Origin of the sequence: Wolbachia endosymbiont (group B) of Protocalliphora azurea, assembly GCF_947251865.1 — a bacterium.
Classification (GTDB): Bacteria; Pseudomonadota; Alphaproteobacteria; order Rickettsiales; family Anaplasmataceae; genus Wolbachia.
Window position 1 is genome coordinate 1,009,937 of record NZ_OX366394.1, and the last position, 19,220, is coordinate 1,029,156.

The 19,220-nt window shown below is 33.4% G+C and carries 5 protein-coding genes and 8 pseudogenes; 5 read left to right on the forward strand and 8 right to left on the reverse strand.

The annotated features are described in order from the left end of the window. Positions 1 to 18: 18 nt before the first annotated feature. Positions 19 to 2,580, reverse strand: coding sequence for an ATP-dependent chaperone ClpB (clpB, locus tag OPR35_RS04795; RefSeq protein ID WP_019236519.1), 2,562 nt, complete (start codon positions 2,578 to 2,580; stop codon positions 19 to 21). Positions 2,581 to 2,670: 90 nt separating this feature from the next. Then, a pseudogene (locus OPR35_RS04800) lies at positions 2,671 to 3,165 on the reverse strand (ankyrin repeat domain-containing protein). A gap of 192 nt (positions 3,166 to 3,357) precedes the next feature. Between OPR35_RS04800 and OPR35_RS07540 the strand changes: the two are divergent. Both OPR35_RS07540 and OPR35_RS04810 read left to right on the forward strand, forming a co-directional pair. Then, positions 3,358 to 4,266 (forward strand): annotated as a pseudogene (locus OPR35_RS07540) (IS5 family transposase). 241 nt (positions 4,267 to 4,507) lie between these two features. Further along, a complete protein-coding gene (locus tag OPR35_RS04810; RefSeq protein WP_019236515.1) occupies positions 4,508 to 4,777 on the forward strand; it encodes a hypothetical protein in 270 nt (89 codons plus the stop codon). 510 nt (positions 4,778 to 5,287) lie between these two features. On the opposite strand, the pseudogene OPR35_RS04815 reads toward OPR35_RS04810, so the two are convergent. Continuing rightward, positions 5,288 to 5,461: pseudogene (locus tag OPR35_RS04815) on the reverse strand (transposase); the annotation flags it as partial. Between the two features lie 97 nt (positions 5,462 to 5,558). Here OPR35_RS04815 and OPR35_RS04820 point away from each other — a divergent pair. Then, a pseudogene (locus tag OPR35_RS04820) lies at positions 5,559 to 6,368 on the forward strand (IS982 family transposase). Here OPR35_RS04820 and OPR35_RS04825 read toward each other — a convergent pair. From OPR35_RS04825 to OPR35_RS04845, 5 genes and pseudogenes are all read right to left on the reverse strand, one after another. Next, positions 6,362 to 14,146, reverse strand: a complete 7,785-nt coding sequence (locus OPR35_RS04825) for a tetratricopeptide repeat protein (protein WP_265024747.1) — start codon at positions 14,144 to 14,146, stop codon at positions 6,362 to 6,364. The pseudogene OPR35_RS04820 and the gene OPR35_RS04825 sit on opposite strands and share 7 nt — an antisense overlap. Before the next feature lie 263 nt (positions 14,147 to 14,409). Then, positions 14,410 to 15,465 carry an ankyrin repeat domain-containing protein gene (locus tag OPR35_RS04830; protein WP_265024748.1) on the reverse strand — a complete coding sequence of 352 codons (1,056 nt, stop codon included), beginning with the start codon at positions 15,463 to 15,465 and terminating at the stop codon, positions 14,410 to 14,412. Then, a protein-coding gene (locus OPR35_RS04835) for an IS630 family transposase (RefSeq protein WP_230608967.1) occupies positions 15,443 to 16,445 on the reverse strand; the annotation gives its coding sequence in 2 pieces (ribosomal slippage) (positions 15,443 to 15,934 and positions 15,936 to 16,445; 1,002 coding nt in all). Before OPR35_RS04835 ends, OPR35_RS04830 begins: the two co-directional genes overlap by 23 nt. Positions 16,446 to 16,715: 270 nt before the next feature. Then, a pseudogene (gene tnpA / locus OPR35_RS04840) lies at positions 16,716 to 17,134 on the reverse strand (IS200/IS605 family transposase). Between the two features lie 81 nt (positions 17,135 to 17,215). Then, positions 17,216 to 17,671 (reverse strand): annotated as a pseudogene (locus OPR35_RS04845) (ankyrin repeat domain-containing protein); the annotation flags it as partial. 62 nt (positions 17,672 to 17,733) lie between these two features. Here OPR35_RS04845 and OPR35_RS04850 point away from each other — a divergent pair. Both OPR35_RS04850 and OPR35_RS04855 read left to right on the forward strand, forming a co-directional pair. Further along, positions 17,734 to 18,562 (forward strand): annotated as a pseudogene (locus OPR35_RS04850) (IS630 family transposase). A gap of 27 nt (positions 18,563 to 18,589) precedes the next feature. Beyond that, positions 18,590 to 19,213, forward strand: a pseudogene (locus OPR35_RS04855) (IS4 family transposase); the annotation flags it as partial. Positions 19,214 to 19,220 lie beyond the last annotated feature (7 nt).

The window sequence follows — 19,220 nt, forward strand, 5'->3', positions numbered from 1 at the left end:
CAAAAATACACAGCGAATCTAGATCTTTTTAACTAAGATTTCGTTACCAGAAGTATACACTATTAGCTCATCTCCTTCTACTATTTCCCCAGATAAAACTAACTTAGCTAGATTATTTTGAATGCATTCTTGTATTACCCTTTTCAGAGGCCGCGCTCCATATTCAGGGTCATATCCAGTTTGTGCTATTAGTCCTTTAGCTTCTTGCGATAAACTAATACTCAGTTTACGCTTAGCAAGCATCTTTTGTAAATAAGAGAATTGAACATCTATAATTTTATCAATGTCATCTTTGGTTAAGCTGTGGAATATAATAATTTCATCCAGTCTATTTAAAAATTCTGGACGAAACGCTGACTTAACTATTTTCATCACCTCATCTTTCACAGATTCGGTAGCTCCTCTTAGCATCATCTCAGCTCCAAGGTTAGAAGTTAAAATTAGTATGGTATTACGAAAATCAATTAATTTGCCATGGCTATCGGTTAGTCTACCTTCATCCAAAATCTGCAGTAGTATATTAAATATATCTGGATTTGCCTTTTCTATCTCATCAAACAAAATTACCTGATATGGTCTTCTCCTTACTGCTTCGGTTAATCTGCCACCTTGTTCATAACCAACATATCCTGGAGGCGCACCAATTAACTTTGAAACGGAGTGTTTTTCCATATACTCTGACATATCAAAGCGTAGAAGTGCTGATTGATCATCAAACAAAAATTCGGCAAGAGATTTTGCTAACTCTGTTTTTCCAACTCCGGTTGGACCTAAGAATAAAAATGAACCAAAAGGTCGATTAGTATCCTGAACACCAGAACGGGAGCGCCTTACTGCATTACTTATCGCTTCAATTGCATCTCTCTGCCCTATTACTCTTTTTCCTATTTCATTTTCCATGTTAAGGAGCTTTTCCTTTTCACTATGCATCATGTTATCAACTGGAATGCCTGTCCATTTTGAAACAATATTTGCAATATCACTCTCAGTAACTTCTTTCTTTAGGAAACTATCAGTAACTTTTTCCTGATTTTTTAACTCATTTTCAAGTTGAGGAATCACACCATACATCAATTCCCCTGCCCTTCCTAAATTTCCATTCCGCTGAGCCAATTCTAGCTCTTTCCTCGCATTATCCAATTTTTCAGCAGTTTCTTGTATTTTAGCTATTTTATTCTTTTCCATCTGCCATTTACTGCTTAAGTCAGCAAATTTACTGTTTAGACTCTCAATTTCCTCATTTATCTTTTTTAAACGTTGCTTAGAGTTTTCATCACTTTCTTTTTTCAAAGCCTCTGACTCAATTTTCAGCTGTATAATCTTTCTTTCAAGCTCATCAACAACCTCAGGCTTGCTGTCCATTTCAATTCTAACCCTACTTGCTGCTTCATCAATTAAATCGATCGCTTTATCAGGTAAAAACCTATCTGTTATATATCTATTAGAAAGCGTTGCAGCAGCGATTATTGCACCATCTGTGATTCTAATACCATGGTGCACCTCATACCTCTCCTTCAAACCCCTCAGTATTGAAATAGTATCAGTCTCAGTCGGTTGAGAAATAAACACAGGCTGAAAACGCCTTGCAAGCGCAGGGTCTTTCTCTATATGTTGACGATACTCATCCAAAGTTGTAGCCCCTATACAGCGAATTTCTCCACGCGCAAGAGCAGGCTTGAGCAAATTTGAAGCATCCATCGCACCACTTGTCGCTCCTGCTCCCACTAAAGTATGAAGCTCATCTATAAACAAAATAACTTTGCCCTCTGCTTTTAAAATCTCATTAATCACTGCTTTTAGTCTCTCTTCAAACTCCCCTCTAAATTTTGTTCCAGCAATTAATGCACCAAGATCCAAAGCTAAAACTTTTGCATCACGCAAACCAAGTGGTACATCATTTGCAACAATTCTGTTTGCTAAACCTTCAACTATTGCAGTTTTTCCAACACCAGGTTCACCTATCAGTACTGGATTATTTTTTGTTCGCCTCAACGATACCTGCATAGTTCTTCTGATTTCCTCATCACGACCAATTACAGGATCAAGCTTACCTTGCATAGCAAGCTCTGTAATATCTTTTGTATACCTCTTTGCCGCATTTAATTTTTCCTCGCTATTTGGAGAGTCTGCACTGCCACCTTTTCTCATTTCTGCAATAACTGAATTTAATTTTTGCGGTGTTACACCACCTTCTGCTAAAATTTTACCTACAATTTCATCTTTTTGTGCAGCAAGGCCCTGCAACAACCGCTCAACAGTAACAAATGTGTCTTTATTTCTCCTCGCAATACCAATTGAATCATCAAAAACTTTTGCTACCTCTCTTGAAAGCTGAAGTCCAACACTACCTGGTCCTCCAACCACTGGAAACTTTTTAATTGTACTACTCACAGCATCAGAAATATTCTGAACATTTCCACCACAGGTGCCTATCAAATCCTGAACTAAACCTGACTCATCTTCAAGCATTACTTTAAGTAAATGTTCAGGCATAAAAATCTGATGCCCAGCTCCCAATGCTTTCATTTGAGCTCTCTGGATTAGGCTTTTTGCTTTTTCGGTAAATTTATTCAAGTCCATAATACAAATTTAACTCATACTTGCTGATATATATAACAACTACTTTCTCAATTTTAAACTTAAAGTCATTCAGCATTCAACCACTATGGATTAAAATCCATAGTGGTTGAATATTTGATCGTAGGGCTTATCTTTGTTATGCCTTGACCTTAACACAGCTACATTTCTAGGTTTTTCCATCATCGTTTATAATGTTAGGATTAGCGCCTTTTTCTAGCAAAAATTTGATAATCCTTAAATCACTATAATATGCAACATTATGTAGTGCTGTGCTTACATACTTGTTAATAATGTTTACGTTAACTCCCTCATCTATTAAAAACCTAACTATCTCTAAATATCCCCTTCTGCAGCATAATGTAACGCAGTTAACTTAGGCATGTGTGTATCAGTATCTAATAAATTTTTTACTGAGAATTTTACAGTTTCTAAGTTACAATTTTGAGAAGCAATGCGTAATATCGTTTTATAATTATCTGCAGCTTTTGACTTCATGTAGTAATAGGTAGCAATAATACATACTATTAATGTTATAAGCCACCAAAAATGCAGCTTTTTTTTTGTATCTTGACTCAATTTATCCATATTCAACATCTTTTTAATATTAAATAGATCATTTACTCATTTTTTATTAACATTACTTACTCAAAGATGATGACAACATAGTAAGGTAACCTGAGTTGGCTTTGTTGCATAGCGAGTAGAGATGGGAGAAAAAAGGGAGAAAATCTAAAGAAAGTGGTTACTTTATTAAGAAATGAACATTGTGTAGAGTATATGCCAAAGAAGATGAAGGTCAGTAATCATTAAAGAGTATAATCAATTTTTAGAAAAAAGAGGAAATGTCTTTCATTTTATCGATGAAGCTATAGAAAACTGGTACGAAAGTTCAGAAAAAATTCCTGGAGATTTATAGCGATAAGGTTGTTATTGCAGTACGTATAGTCGTTAATCTATTTGGAATAGGCTTAAGGCAAGCAGTTGGATTTATAAAAGGATATTTACAAAGTATAGTGAAGAATCTCCAAGTATTCACAAGCTTCTCGTCAAACTTAATTTGAAACTATGTGACCACAGAACAGATAAAAATGACATAGAGAATATTGAAATTGCTATAGATAGTACTGTAATGCATATTTATAGTAACAGTACTCAACATAACAAAGATAACGCCAAGATAAGGAAGTATAATGGTACAGATCAAATAAGAAAGCTATATGTTGCTTTGGACGTAAACAGCAAAAAGGCAATAGCAGTTCGATATACTAATTTTCTTTCACATGATAGCATCTAAAATACTAAAGGAAATGGGTGATATCTATAAGATTAAGTCTCTGCGTGCAGATGGAACTTATGATACAGATAATTTATATAAGTTGTGCAATCAATACAATTTGAAACCCATCATAAAGCCAAGAAAAAATGCAAAAATCTGCAGCAATATAGATTATCTATCAGAAAGAAACAACAACATTAGTATAAGGAAAACTTACCCACTGGAAAAAGAAGACAAGGTATGAAATACGTTCACGTATCGAGAGTTTTTTCCTGAGGCTCAAAAAAACATTTGGATTTAGTTTTAAGAATAAATCTGAGGTAAATCGCTCTCAAGAGGTGCTTTTAAAATGCTATTTTATTAATAACTTTACTGATATAGGTATGCCTATTTTCAAATTTGCCTCGTAAATTCCTTTCATTACTCCTCCTTATTCCTTGCCATTCAACAAAACCTGGGAAGGGCTATACTTGGCAGTGGCTACACTTCTTACGGCAGAGCGATAAATGATTGCTGGTTAACCAAATGCTAGGAGAGGGTATGGGTAGTTTGATTTTTTATGTTGTTCTGAAAAGAAGATGTACTATATTTAGTATAAAATTCATAGTTACATGTTAATATTATACTAGTTTTTTAATTAAGGAGAATATTATGAAAAGTAATACAAAAAGTGCTGCTGCGTATAATACTAGAGAAGAAGCGTATGAACAATATTACCATTGCATACGCGCATGTCCTAAAAGTCATCAGGATAATAACGAACTACGTAGTGCATGCATTAGTAAATGTAGGGAAAGTGATTGGAGCTTTGAACAGGATGTAAAATTTAGTGATCAATTAAATTCTATTACGTCTCAGCTCCAGGAAGGGCTGAACGATTTATCTGAGTTGTCATCAGATCTAAATCTAATGAAACTATAAAAAAGAAGATACTTAGTATCTTCTTTGCTATGCAAGCTACTCTTATAGTTGAGTGTCACTAATTAGAGAAGTTTAAGCAGCGCATAACCTTGCTTATATTTTGCATAATATACATTTACGTATATTATAATAGGTATATAGATATTTTTTATTAAAAAGGAAGGGGAGGTGCCTTCGTGTGTTGACATCCTCCCCGCCCTAAAGGGCAAGGATTCCTACCACGTTCAGACCGAAGTCTGAATCATCTCGGTGGGTTCCTGCTTCATCGGGAGGCTAAATGCACTATCCCCTCCACAGGCACAACATGGCATGCCCTGCCGCTAAATCTATTATGCTTTTGTGCATATTCGGTGTCAACACCCGCTTCCGCCTTATATCCCCGCCCTGAAGGATGGGGTTTTACGGTGTTTTTTTGATAAGAAAAAGTCTTTTTCGGTGGTTACACCTATATTCTTTATTTCAGCTTTAAAACTGTTAAAATATAGCCCTTCCCATAATAGTCCAAAAAAATCATAAGAAGTAAGAATCGACAGCATGACGAAAAGATGTGAATAGAGGAATGTTTTTCCTAATTCTATTTTCTATAGCAAACCAATTATGCTCAATTTTGTTAAAATCTGGAGAATAAGGAGGTAGATATAAAATTTCTGCACCAACTCCTTTAGCAAGTTCAGTAATCTTATTAACCCCAGTTATGGATTAGAAAGTAGAATTAATAAAGAGAGGAATAGGGTAAACTCAGGTATTTTAGCAAAAATTAAGAGGTTATCCATGAAGAAAGATATTTTACTGTTTTATAGAAGATTTTTGTCACATTGCTGATGAAAAACTTTCAGAAAAGCTTCTATCAAGTGGCAAAAAAACAAAAAGAATACCTGAAATTACCGTGCCAGAAATACTTACTATAATCTTACTTTACCACAATCGCTGTGCAAAAATTTCAAGTTTTTTTACTTGAGTTATCTTAAATTATTGTACAGTTCTGAGTTTTCAAAACTCCCTTCGTATCATAGATTTGTTGCTCTAAAACTCAGGGTTTTATGGTATTTGGCAATGCTTTTGCAGTGGTTCTGCGAGCAAGCAAAAATCACTCTATATTGATACAACTGCAATCGCTGTTTGCCACACAAAAAGGATCGCAAAAAATAAAGTTTTCAAAGAGTTGGCAAATATAGGAAAGACTACCTATGTTCGGTTTTAAATTGCATCTGGTAATCAATGAAATAGTCGAAGTTCAAGTTATTACGCTAACTAAAGGCAGCGTTGACGACAGAAAACCTACACCAAATTTGACTAAAAAATTGACAGGACTTTTGTTCAGAGATAAAGAAGAAGGACCTCTTTGAGAAACTCTTCGATAGAGGTCTAAAACTCGTCACTCAAGTGAAAAAAGGCATGAAAAACGCACTGATTTCTTTAAAAGAGAAGATTCTATTGAGAAAAATTGATTATTGAGACAGTTTTTGGTTGTTTGAAAAATAAATTTGAGCTTCGGCACAGATCCCCCATAAATTTTTTGGTACATACTTTTTCAACATTAGTTTCGTATTCCATGCAGTCGAAAAAGTCCTCTATTTCTAAGCTTTATTGACTCGGATAATCCATAACTGGGGTTTGTAGCTTTTTGTCCACTGTTGTGTTATTAAAATAGCTTCTAGGTTTATTATCAGCAATGTCATTAGGTTGATATCCACCATTAACTATCTGCTGCTTATCAAACATCTTTTCAATATTGCCTTTTAAAATACTCAAAAACTTCTCATTTTCCGGATAGGCTTCTTCTGCGGCTGAATATAATGTACTTGGTATTTTAGAATATCTTTCGTTCCTTACATGACCTGCTATATCTGAATACACTTTAAAAAAGTCAAAACCTTTCACTGATACACCAGATTGTTTAGCTGTTTTTTTAAGTGTCTTTTTAAATTCTTCCATTATATTAAGTGTATCAGCCAGCACTTCTTCATGAGTAGCAGAACAAAACTTAGGAAGAGGATATTTTTTATCTAGGAAACTTTGTAATAAGAAGAATCCTAAACCAAAATTGTTACTGATACAAACTTCACTACTAAATTGGCTAGTACCAGATGTATTAGAATAATTTGCTGAAGTTTCAGGTAGAGCAGCTCTCGAATCTAATAACCCACTCACAGAGCTTTTTACCCAACCAAATAAATGATTTATCCACGAAGATGGTTTTGCACTGCTACTCACCATTCTACGGTTTCTAATGTGCTGCCTATGTCTATGAGGTTGATCAGATAACATGACTTCTGTAAACACATCATCGTACACTTGATCCTTATATTCTTTTTTCACAACATTAACGTCTCTTGCTGTACTTATTTCTTTCTCATAATCTTTTAACACTATCTCTTTATCAGTAAATTTTATTGATAACGTTTTCATCTTAGGTGTTTTATAGAATTTACTAAGTGTAATACTGCAAAAATCATCTTTAGTAATAGTCGAATCAAAAGCATTAGTTATTATTAGATCATGACCATTACTACGAACAAACGTATTGTTTCCTCCTTTTCTAGGCGTGATAAGCTCAGCATCTTTCTCCACATCTTGACCCGTTACCACAATAATTTCTTTATCCTTTTCAAAGATCAAAGGTAGTGGCTTTAATTCTAATTCAGAACTTATTTTCATAGGCGCACTATCTGAGATAATATGAAGATTTTCATACCAATCCAAACCGTCTTTTAATCTTACTGTTAGCACTTCTAATAAAAAACTTTGTCCCATTTCTGCTTCTAACCTAACTAGCAAATCATTTCCATCTTGAAAAATTCTTGGCAGATTAATATGTATTTTCAAATCATCTTGTATTATTTTTATCACGTTACGTAAATCTAACGTATCTATAGAACTTGCTTGATCAGGATTGTAGATGTTTATTTGTGGCATAGAAAAAATATTATGTTCATATCTTTGCTCACCTGAGGCTATAGTAATTACGTATATGTTTTTACCACCATTTCCAATTAAGTGACTGTTATAGATTGGATTATTGTAAATTACCTCACACTTCCCATAGCCAACAAGTATAGATTCATCACCATCTTGAACAGCGATAGTCATATTGAGTTTATTTGCTATAGCTGGGTAACTTTCTATAATTTCATCAATAGTTTTATTAGTATTCTGTATTGCATACAAGTTTCTTTCCTTACCTACTTTTATTTCAGCACTGTCTTTTAATTGATAGATTATATTGTTCATTATGTTATATGAGATAGATATACTAAAGTTACTATTTGCAACTTTTGAGGAAAAATCGAACTTTATACTATTGTGATCTTTAATATCAATACTCTGAATATCAGCAAGCAAGTAGTCGAATATAAACCTATGGTTATTTTCGAAATTAGCAAGTAATTTAACAGATGGACTACCTTTTTGAAATGGTACAATATAGTTAAAGTTACCTTTGAGTGCTAGATTATTTACTTCAGTGTAATTTCTAACTATTACTTGTATATCATAGACACAGTTATTATCTTTTATTTCCAAATAATCAAGTTGATCTTCCTTACCACCATTACCATCCAAGAATTTAGTTTCACATGCACTAAATATATGATCTGCCTTAGCTTTTCTACCAAGCACTCTTTCTACTGAATTAATTTGAAATCCAGAATAACCATATCTGTTGTACACAATAGTGCCAATATTTGTATTTAAATACACATTCACACTCACAGCTTCTTGAGCAAATCCAGTCAGATCTAAGGTATCAATTCCATCTTCTCCGTACAAGGACCCTTCTATCAGATCTCCCTGTAAAACAAAGATATCATTCTTATTTCCCCCATAATATTCTTTAGACCCATCATTCACTACAAATACGTTCGGACTATCCTTAAATCCCCTGGCATAATCTTCACCTTCTCCTAAATTAATTAGATTATATCCTTCTATCTTGTTATTAGATAAACCAATCGCATTTTCGCATAAATATGACCCATAATTTGGAGCAGGTTCGTCATTTCCCTGCGAGAAACAAAACAATTTTCCACCACTTGGATTATTCGGCCTTGCTCTACTCCATTTTATATCGATTCCTTTTCCATCAAGCAGTACTTTACTGTCTAAGTCTATCTTAAACTTAACTTTGCATTCTTCAGTGTAAAGTGTAACATTAATTCTTCTCATGCATAATTCTCCAAATCCAGCACCACCACACTGCCTTACTTGGTGTGGCACTGTACGACAAGAATTCACAACTGATTTACCAGTAGGGAATACATAGCTTTGAATATCACTATACTCCTTTAAATACTCAAATCCTTGCTTAACTAATTGGTTATAAAGTTGTTTTTCTTCCATTAACTCTTCTATATATTGTTCAGGTTGCATACCTATAAATACACGTAAACCTTCAATAAATTTTTCTCCTCTAGTTAAGTGAATAATTTCATCAGTTTTATCAACTCTCTTTACTGCCATATAAATATCAGTGTAAATAAATACTGCAGTGCCGACTCCTGCTCCAATAGGTCCAGTAATAGATGAAACTCCTTCTAATACTTTAAAACCTTCAGCAACTTCAATCCCAATCTCTGCAGCGTCAACTCCCAGGTAAATGCTATCTCCTACTACGCCAACCAATGCTCCTTCTGTACCATTTTTAAATGCTTTTACCTGATTTACTAAATCATAAATAATAAAGGCAGAAGTACCTCGAGCAAGAAAAGGTGATGCAACTCTTAAAGACCTACCAAGTAATACCTTTTCTTCTGAGAGCAAATTTAATCCTTTACGAGATGCAACTTCAGCAACTTTAGCAAACCCTTGACCACCGGCAATAAAGCCAACATTAATCGCTACACCTTGATAATCTCTGTTTAAAAAGTCAGCTAAAATATTTTTAGCTATCATTCCATGCATAGTTATGCTAGAGATTTTCTTTACTCTATTTAAATGATTCATGACCTTCTGATTACTGGTAAGCCTATTGACCAAATTGCTAAACCTACCCTTAACTTGCACTTTATCTGCTAGCTCAATTAGCTGAGAACGTTTTTCTTCTGGTATATCTTTTATATAGTCAATAAACTTTTTACTATCTATTTTAATTTTACTAAAATCTCTTTTCTCATCTTTTTCTGTATTGAATTCATCTACGTCTTCCCAAGACAGTTCACATTTCCCAATTTTTGCTTCTCTTCTGTTCCTTAATGAACTCGTACTCGGCAAACATTCTTCAACTTTACTCCTTTGATATATTGCAGAAGCCCTTTCTAGTAAATCTTTTGCTCTCTGAACATTACCTAAAGCTCCATCGGCAATAGCTAAATCTTCTAAGGTTATAGCTACTTCAAAATGATTTTCTCCATAATGCTTCTCTAAAATAGGTAAAGCCCTTTCTAGCAACTTTTTTACTCCCTGAGTATCACCTAAACCTCTATAGGCGATACTCAAATTTACTAATATTTTACTTACTTCAACATGATCTCTTTCATGATATTTCTCTAAAATAGATAAAGCTCTTTCTAGCACCTCTTTTGCTTCCTGATTATCACCTAAGGCTATATAATCAGTGCCTAAACTTTCCAGAATCATACCTATTTCAAAATGCTCTTCCCCATAGTGCTTCTCTAAAATAGGTAAAGCTCTCTCTAGCAACTCTTTTGCTCCTTGATAATTATCAAAGTATCTATAGATGGTACTTAAATTTACTAATATTTTAGCTACTTCAACATGATTTTCTCCATAATGCTTCTCTAAAATAGGCAAAGCTCTTTCTAGCAACTCTTCTGCTCTTCCATAATCATCTAAAGCTATATAAGTGATACCTTGATTTGTTTTAGCTATAGCTACCTGAAAATGATCTTCTCCATAATAATTTTCTAAAATAGGTAGTGCCCTTTCTAGTAACTCTTTTGCTGTCTGATAATCACCAAAACCTCTACAAGCAATACTAAGATTTACTAACATTTTAGCTGACTCAAAGTGCTCTTCTTCATAATTGTCACCTAAAATAGAGAATACTCTTTCTATTGACTTTTTCGCTCTTTCATAATCACCTAAAGATCCATAAGCAATACTCAGGTTTATTAGTACTTGAGCTAATGAAGAATGATCCTCCCGATAATGATTCCCTAAAATGGGAAAGGCCCTTTCTAGTAACTCTTTCGCTGTCTGATAATCATCTAAAGCTCGATAGCTGATACTCAGATTTACCAGTGTTCTAACTAATTGAAAACGCTCTTCTTCATAATCTTGCTTTTCAATTTTTAAAGCTCTTTCTAGCAAATCTTTTGCTCTTTGGTAATCACCTAAAACTAGATAACTGTTGCTTAGATTTACTAGTCTTTTAAATACTTCAAAATGATCTTCTCCGTAATGCTTTTCTAAAATAGGCAAAACCCTTTCTAGCAACTCCTTTTCTCTTTTGGGATTACCCAAATTAAAATACCCATCACTCATCCATGTCAACAAATTTTCAAGATAATCCTTTTCTATTTTTTCTTTATCTTGAGGGTTCTTTTTTAACCAACTATCTATACGTGATAAAAATGCCTCTAAGTGCGGTAATAATTCTCGTTTTTTTAAATAGTCTTCTAGTTTATCACTACCATAAGGGAAACTTGCTCTGAGTAGCTCGAAAGTCTCTTTCATAACTTCTTCGCTTTTACCCTCTTCTTCTAACGCTATTTTTGTCACTTCTTGAACTAATTTATGAATACTCAACACACCTTGCTCTTGTTCACCATTAACCATAGAATATTTTATAAGTAAACGAACAGCAGACCTTAATTCCTCTTCATTATTTCCTGTCAAATCTAAAAAGAATTCTCTACTAATATTGTCAGGTGCAAGATAAGAGATAACATCAAGAATCCTTAAAGCTAAATTTCCATGCTTTTCATTGCTTGCTATCTTATCGGTTATAATCTTCCAAGTTGTGAAAGTTGTTTTTGCATAGTTATTATCAATTCCTCTAAATCCTTCATAATTAAGCAAATCTTTCGCTTTTTTCTCATATTCCTTTAGGTAATCATCTATATCAAATTTTCTAGTAACTCTTTGATCTTCAATATATGATATTGCTTGCTGTATAGCTAAAGGAAAGTGTTGTAATTTCTCTACCAAAGCTTTTATCTTTTCATTTTGAGATTCATCTTCTATAATCAAGCCCTTTTTTACAAATTCTATCGCTTCTTCTGACTTTAATTCGTTCAGATTAATAACTTCTATCCCCCTTTCCCACTCTCGATTATGAGAAGTAATTAAAATATAAGGTCCATTACCACCCGGTAATGAATCATGAATTGGTAAAAACTTATTCAAATAATTACTTTTCTCGGCATCATCAAAAATAAACAAGCTTTTACTATTACTAAAAAAATTGTAAACTTCTTCTACGATAGATCTTATATCCTTTTCTTTTCCATTTGCATCTTTTGTATCAATTTTTAGCTTATCCTTCGCTAATCGAGTAAATGATTCAACAAGAGCTATCTCACTTTCAGCATTGATCCATATAACGTTGTCATAACAATCTTTACTATATTCTTGAACATATTGTCTAGCTAACTCAGTTTTTCCTATTCCTCCTAAACCGCTAATTGAGGTTATTTGTGATATTACTGTTACTTTTTCTGAATTAAGTTGTATCTTATTATGTAGGTCAATTAACTCTTCCCTTCTTCCAGCAAACAAAATTACTGGCTTTTTCACATTAAACCAAATAGGCTTTCTTACTTGCTCTCTTGCTACAACTGCATCATATATCTTATCAAGCTTTTTATCTATTTTCTCGAAACTTTTTTCACTTTCTTTCCTTCCTTCTACAATAGAATCTGCTATCTTGTGACGTTGCCTACTGGCTTCCTGATATTGACTCATTAATTCATCAAAGACTCCCTTAATCTCATTTTGATTACTTTCTATGTAACCTGATAACTCATTAAAATTCTTACCTATATAATCCTCTAATTCATTGAAGTTTTTTTCAGCTTCCTGTTCCATTTCTCCTTTGAATTTGCTTAGTAACCTCTCTTCGACTAACTTCGGATCTTGCTTATTAATCTCATTCAATAATTCATCTTCCCATTCTTCATTTGTTTTCCCATCTGACTTTAAAACATACCTATACTCTTCTCTGGGAGGATTTTCTTCACTGTATTCTTTCATGAATTTTTTTATTTTATTTTCCAACTCCCACTTCAAAAGAAGACGATAGCCATATTTGCTAGTATCACTCTTTCCGTCTATTCTCCTATAGTATTTATCAGCACGACCATCGCTCTTTATCGTTACTAATCCCGCTTTATCAAATATTTCTGCAGTATTCCATGAATTTTTACTTTCTAAAGTATGTCCTAGCTTAATATGAGGAACACCAGTGTAGGTTTGTTTATATCTTTTTGATTTTCCAAAAATAATACCCTCAGTAATTGAGGAAGCACAAAGCTCTTTTTCAGTATTTTTTCTATAGTAATCAACCACTCTATTCACAGCATCTTCTGCTAATTTTGTCATTGCTCTCCGCCAACTTCCTTCTGCTGTTACTTGTATAAATTGGCTCTCAAAACTTTGAAAGATTTCAATACCAGATTTTACTAACTCTTCCCTGACTTTGATTGGATCCTTTTTAAATATATACAATTGATCTATCAGCTTTTTAAGCTCTGCTCTATTATAACTACTACCAATGCTGGATATTGTTGCTCGAAGAATGTTAATTCCAATAAGAGGAATTACTTTTGATTCCGCTTCTCCTTGTTCTGTTCCACCTTTTCCTATATATATTATCATATTAACAAAATCAGCCCATTTACCTTGCTTTCCTCTTTGATTTTCTAGTCTCTTATAGTACTCTGATAAAGAGCGTTCATAAATAAAAACAAAATCTTCAACAAACTTTCTTAGCTTTTCATGTACTTCCTCCTCCTGTGCAGAAAGTCCTTTTACTTGATCAGAAAATTTTTTTAAATGTTCTTCTAGAGTCCTAATAATCTCTCCCTTATTTTGTTGCTTAGCAATATCTAGTGGAGTTTTACCTTGATTATTTTTAATATTTGGGTCTATACCAGACACATTCAAAAGAAGTTCAACAATGTCTTGATGATTTTTGCTTACAGCAACATGTAGTGGTGTATTACCACCATCATTGAGATCAATATCATTAATATTTTCTACTTGAGTAAGTAACCCTTCAATTTCACTAATCTTATTTAGCTGAGGATTATCCGTTCTATGCTCACGTATCGCAAGAAACAACTTGGCAATATTAATATCATTAGGGTTATATTGACGTCTTATTCTATTTTTAAATTGAAAAGATTTTTCTTCCCTATCTAACTTAACTGCTTGTGAATCTGTCCTGAGATAATCTATTACCTTCACCATAAAGTTAATTACTTATTTTATATTTAAATTTAAGATCATATTAGATTTTATTATATATTAGTAAATGAAATCGATAATACAAGTAACTTTTATAGATATTGTATCTTTAGGCTATTTTATTGTCCCAAGTTTGGGACAATAAAATAACCATTTCCAGCGCTCAAAATCAAGAGACGTGAGAAGTGTTTTTCTTGGAATGTGTTGATCTAGCGCCATTCTGTTAAATGAAGGTACGGATACCTTATCACTTATGCTCCTTCATTTTATTGCATGCACCAGTACCTATTGTCAACTAACTGCTGTGAGTCACTATTTTCCAATTGACTATTAACTTTTTCCTCTAACTTATTACAAATGTCACCTTGCATTCTATGATCAAGATCTTCAAATTGCATTGATGTGTCTGATACGTTATCTTGAAGCAGTTGTATATTCGGCGTATTTTCCTTAGATATTGCACTTGTATTTTCTAATCTTCTTTTCTTAGACTTACCTAAATGTATAGTTGTCTTCTGTTGTTTTCTATGTGATTGCACTTTTAAGTCTGAAGAACAAGGGCCTGAGGACATAATTGATTGCGCTTTAACATTTTGGTCATGAATAGCAATACAATAACGCAAAAGATCTTTGTATTCTAGATTCATAGTAGCCCCTTGCTCTAAAAGGTATTCAATAATATCTAAGCGACCAGCGATAACAGCGTATTCTAGAGGACTAACACCATTTCTATCCTGTAGATTTACATTAGCTCCTTTTTCTACAAAGTATTTAACAATATTTAGGTGACCAGCAATAACAGCATAGTGCAGAACCCCCCTACCACGCTTATCTTGTAGATTTATGCAAGCTCCTCGCTCTAAAAGGCTAGGAATAATATTTAAGAGACTACTGAATTTTAGATTCATATTAGCCCATTTATCTGTAAGGTATTCAATAATATCTGAGCTAGCAGTGACAACATAGTGTAAAAAGCTTATACTGTTTCTACAATATAGATTTACACTATCTTCATATAAAGTATTACCAACAGCAAAATCAATTACTTTGGATTGTGGAAGAAATGATTTTTTCTCTATTTCCTTTTCTAAACATTTTTTTCTTTCACTTTCAGTAGACATTTTTTGTGTAGTACCAAGATGATTTAACCCTATTCTTCTCTCCTGTAACTCTTGCATGTTTTTAAGTTCTTGTGATGCCCCTTTTTTTCCAAGATAGGCATACCCAACAGATAATTGTATAAGATTTTTATAAAAACCTATATGATTGCTTTCATACAACTCATACCAAATTCCATTACTAATCGAACAAATAAGAAACATTACAAACTCGTTTAATAGTAGTGCTGGAAATACTGACAATAAAATTACACAGAACATCTGCAAGTAAGCCTATGGTATCGTAGACTCTGTTACGTAAAGTATTGTATTTGATATATTGCCACAACCTCTCAACAGGATTCAGTTCCGGTGAATAAGGAGGCAAGTATATAATGGTAATGTTTTCCTGAAATTTCAAACTTTTTGATCTATGCCAACTTGCACAATCCATTACAAGAAAGGCTTTTTTCGTGCCTAAATCTTTCGACATCTGCTCCAGAAATATATTCATACAATCAGTGTTTACATATGGAGCAAGTAGGCTGATTTTCTTACCACTTCTTGGATTTACCGCACTGTAGATATAGAAATTTTGTCTACCAATTTTCATTTTAACCTGCGTTCTGACCCCTTTTTTAAACCATCCGTGTCCGATTTTTGAATGAGTTCCAAATCGTGATTCATCAAAAAAACACCTCTTTTTCAGGGTGGGAATTGACTATTTTATTGAAGTATTTTTTAAACTCTTCTTGCTTGTTTTTATCTTGTTTATGGTGCATTGGCCTCGGTGTTATATAAGAAAATTTCATCCTTTGTATCTCACGGTGCACTGTTGATTTGCTAATGTTTAGGCCAAATTCCTCTGAGATTTTTATCTGCACTTCCTTAATAGTAATATTTGGATTTCTTTCTACCCATATTTCAATTTGCTCACGTTGATTTTTCTTTAATTTGCTTTTTCTTCGCCGCTGAGACGGGGCAAATAATCTTTCTACTCTACCAAATTTTAGATGCTTTATCCATTCAGTCAAAGCAGTCCTTGAAATTTTACATATTCTTGCCACAGCGCTTATACTACTTTCTTTTCCTGCTATCACCGCTTGTAACTTTTTTGAAACATATGCGTTATTTCTGACCTTTTTTAACATTTCTTTCGCCAAATTTACAACTTTTTCGTCTAATAGTTTTGACCTTAATGCCATTTATACCTCTCTATTTTATCTACTTTATTATCACTTCTTTCCCATTATTGTCTATCTGTTCTTTGCATAGTGGGAATTGGTATCACCTGAGCTAATCAAGTTGTTGAACTCCGTTAACACTTCATCTAATAGATTTCTTTTATCTTTCATACTTATCATTTTTTCAATAAAAGGACTTCTAAGTATGAAAGGACTTTGCTTTTGGTATTTTAGAATATCAATTCAACCACTATGGATTAAAATCCAAAGATTGAGAGAGAGCATAGAATGCTAACTTTCGACTTGAAAGTCACCAAATTTATCTTCTTTTTTAGAGTGATTTTCAATATAATTTTTTATCATTTCGTCAGTTACATTTCCGCTAGTCCTGACAAAGTAGCCTACTGCCCACAACCCAATATCTCTTTTTTAGCTCTGGAAAGTTTTGCTGGATTTTTCTGGAACTTTTTCCTTTTATTAACTGCACTAACTTACTAATACTTAAGTATGGGGGTACAGAAACGTATACGTGTACATGACTTGACGCAACTCTACCTCTGATAATTTCTACTTGATTATTTGCACATACTTCTTGTACAACTTCTTTAGCTTTCTTTCCAATATCTCCAACTAGTACTGGATATCGATATTTTGTTATCCACACTATGTGATATATATACAGAGTGACTGCTTTTTCTATAATATTCCACATTCTTTCAGATTTTTCACCTTAAAATTATATTCTTAAAAGGATGGACTTCAAGTCCAGGGTTTTTCTCCCAAATTTGGGACAATAAAACTATATTTTCTTTGCTTAATAACTTTATCAGTTTTACGTTATTTGTTGTTATTGCGTACTGAAAAACATCTGTAGCATCTGCTCTTTTCTTTAGCAGTAATTTTACTATATTAAAATGTCTATTTATTGCTGCAAGATATATCGCTGATTCTCCTTTATTGTTTAAAATATCTACTTCAACTCCCTCTTCTAAAATCTCTTCTAGGAACTCCTCATATCCTTTTTTTGCAGCTAAATGAAGTAAACTGTTTTTATCTTCTCCATATTTACTACTCATTAAAATTTCCACTATATCTTGTTTATTCCTTTCTCTTGCATAACAAAATGGTGTTTTGCCTTTATCATCTCTAATCAAAGGATCTATATCTTCTCGCGTTAGTAAAACCTCTATTGTTTTAAGTCTTTCAGCATAATGTAATGGTGTTTTATTTTCATAATCTTGTAAGTTATAGCACTTCTCATAATAGTCCAAAAAAGGTAAGATATGGATTTATAGTAGTGATGGTAAGCATGCCAGCAGCATATAGTTATGACTTAAGGAAAAAGGTAATGGAAGCATTGGATGAAGGAGAGAGTGGAGAAACTGTTGCCAAGAGATTTAAGATTGGAAAAACAACTTTATATGAGTGGAAGAAAAGACGTGAGAAAACGGGAGATTTTCAATCAAAAAAGCTTGGAAGCGTGGCATAAAATTACCGACTGGAATGCATTTGCCGAATTTGCAAATGAGCAAGGTGGCAAAACTCAGTCAGAGATGCTGGGGCAATATTAGTAGACAAACAATTCATCGAGCACTTAAAAATATAGGATTCACAAGAAAAAAAAGACCTACGGATATAAAGAAAGAAATGAAGAAAAGCGAGCTCAATTTTCAAAGGTTATAGCAACAAAAGAACCTAAAGAATTAGTGTATATAGATGAGTCTGGCATTGATAACACTGAACCTATGGGTATTGCCAGAAAGGACAGCGGTTTTATGCCCTAAAATCTGGAAAGAAAACTCAACGAATTAGCATGGTTGCAGCCTTAAGTGGAAGAAAAATAATTGCTCCGTTAACCTTTAAAGGCCACTGCAATATGGATATCTTTAATAAATGGTTTGAGCAGTTTCTGACACCGATTTTGGAACCTGGACAAACTGTTATCCTTGATAATGCTACTTTTCATAAGTCTAATAAGATTTGCTAAAGGAGTTGGTGCAGAAATTTTATATCTTCCTCCATATTCTCCAGATTTCAACAAAATTGAGCATTATTGGTTTGCTATAAAAAACAGAGCCAGGAAAAACATTCCTCTATTCGAATCCTTTCGTCGTGCTGTTGATTCTGCCTTCCTATGACCTGTTCGGACTATATATGAGAAATGCTATAGATTTGGAAAATTTACTATGAACCCAGATAGAGGCAATATAAGATTAAGACATAAAGAAGAGCTACCTGACCTACCGCTCTATGTAGTTCAAGTTATTGAGAAAAATCCTCCTCCTGAATCAACACCACTAGAGTGGATGCTTTTAACGAATCTTTCAGTTAATACTTTTGATGAAGCTATTGAAAAAGTTAATTGGTATTGTCTTAGGTGGAAAATAGAAGTCTTACATAAAATTTTAAAATCTGGCCTTAAAGTTGAAGAATGTAGACTGGTAACAGCAGAAAGATTAATGCGATATCTAACAGTCATGAGTATTATTGCTTGGAGAATTTTCTTCATTACAACAATTGCAAGAACTGATTCAACACTACCATGTACTACATTATTAGCTGAAGAAGAATGGAAAGTTTTATACGTCAAAATACATAAAGTAAAGTCATACCCAAATATAACCCCTACTATAAAAGAAGCTGTTTCATGGATCGCCCAACTTGGAGGTCATTTAGCCAGGAAAAATGATCCAGAACCAGGTCCCATTACTCTTTGGAAAGGGTGGAGACGTCTTTTTGATTTAGCAGAAGGATGGAGACTTGCTACTGAACTTTATATTTGTGGGTAATAGTAAG

Bases quoted from the DNA above. Each gene is read 5' to 3' on its own strand.
- OPR35_RS04825 (WP_265024747.1), bottom strand. From the start codon at position 14,146: ATGGTGAAGGTAATAGATTATCTCAGGACAGATTCACAAGCAGTTAAG.
- OPR35_RS04830 (WP_265024748.1), bottom strand. From the start codon at position 15,465: ATGTTTCTTATTTGTTCGATTAGTAATGGAATTTGGTATGAGTTGTAT.
- OPR35_RS04810 (WP_019236515.1), top strand. From the start codon at position 4,508: ATGAAAAGTAATACAAAAAGTGCTGCTGCGTATAATACTAGAGAAGAA.
- clpB (WP_019236519.1), bottom strand. From the start codon at position 2,580: ATGGACTTGAATAAATTTACCGAAAAAGCAAAAAGCCTAATCCAGAGA.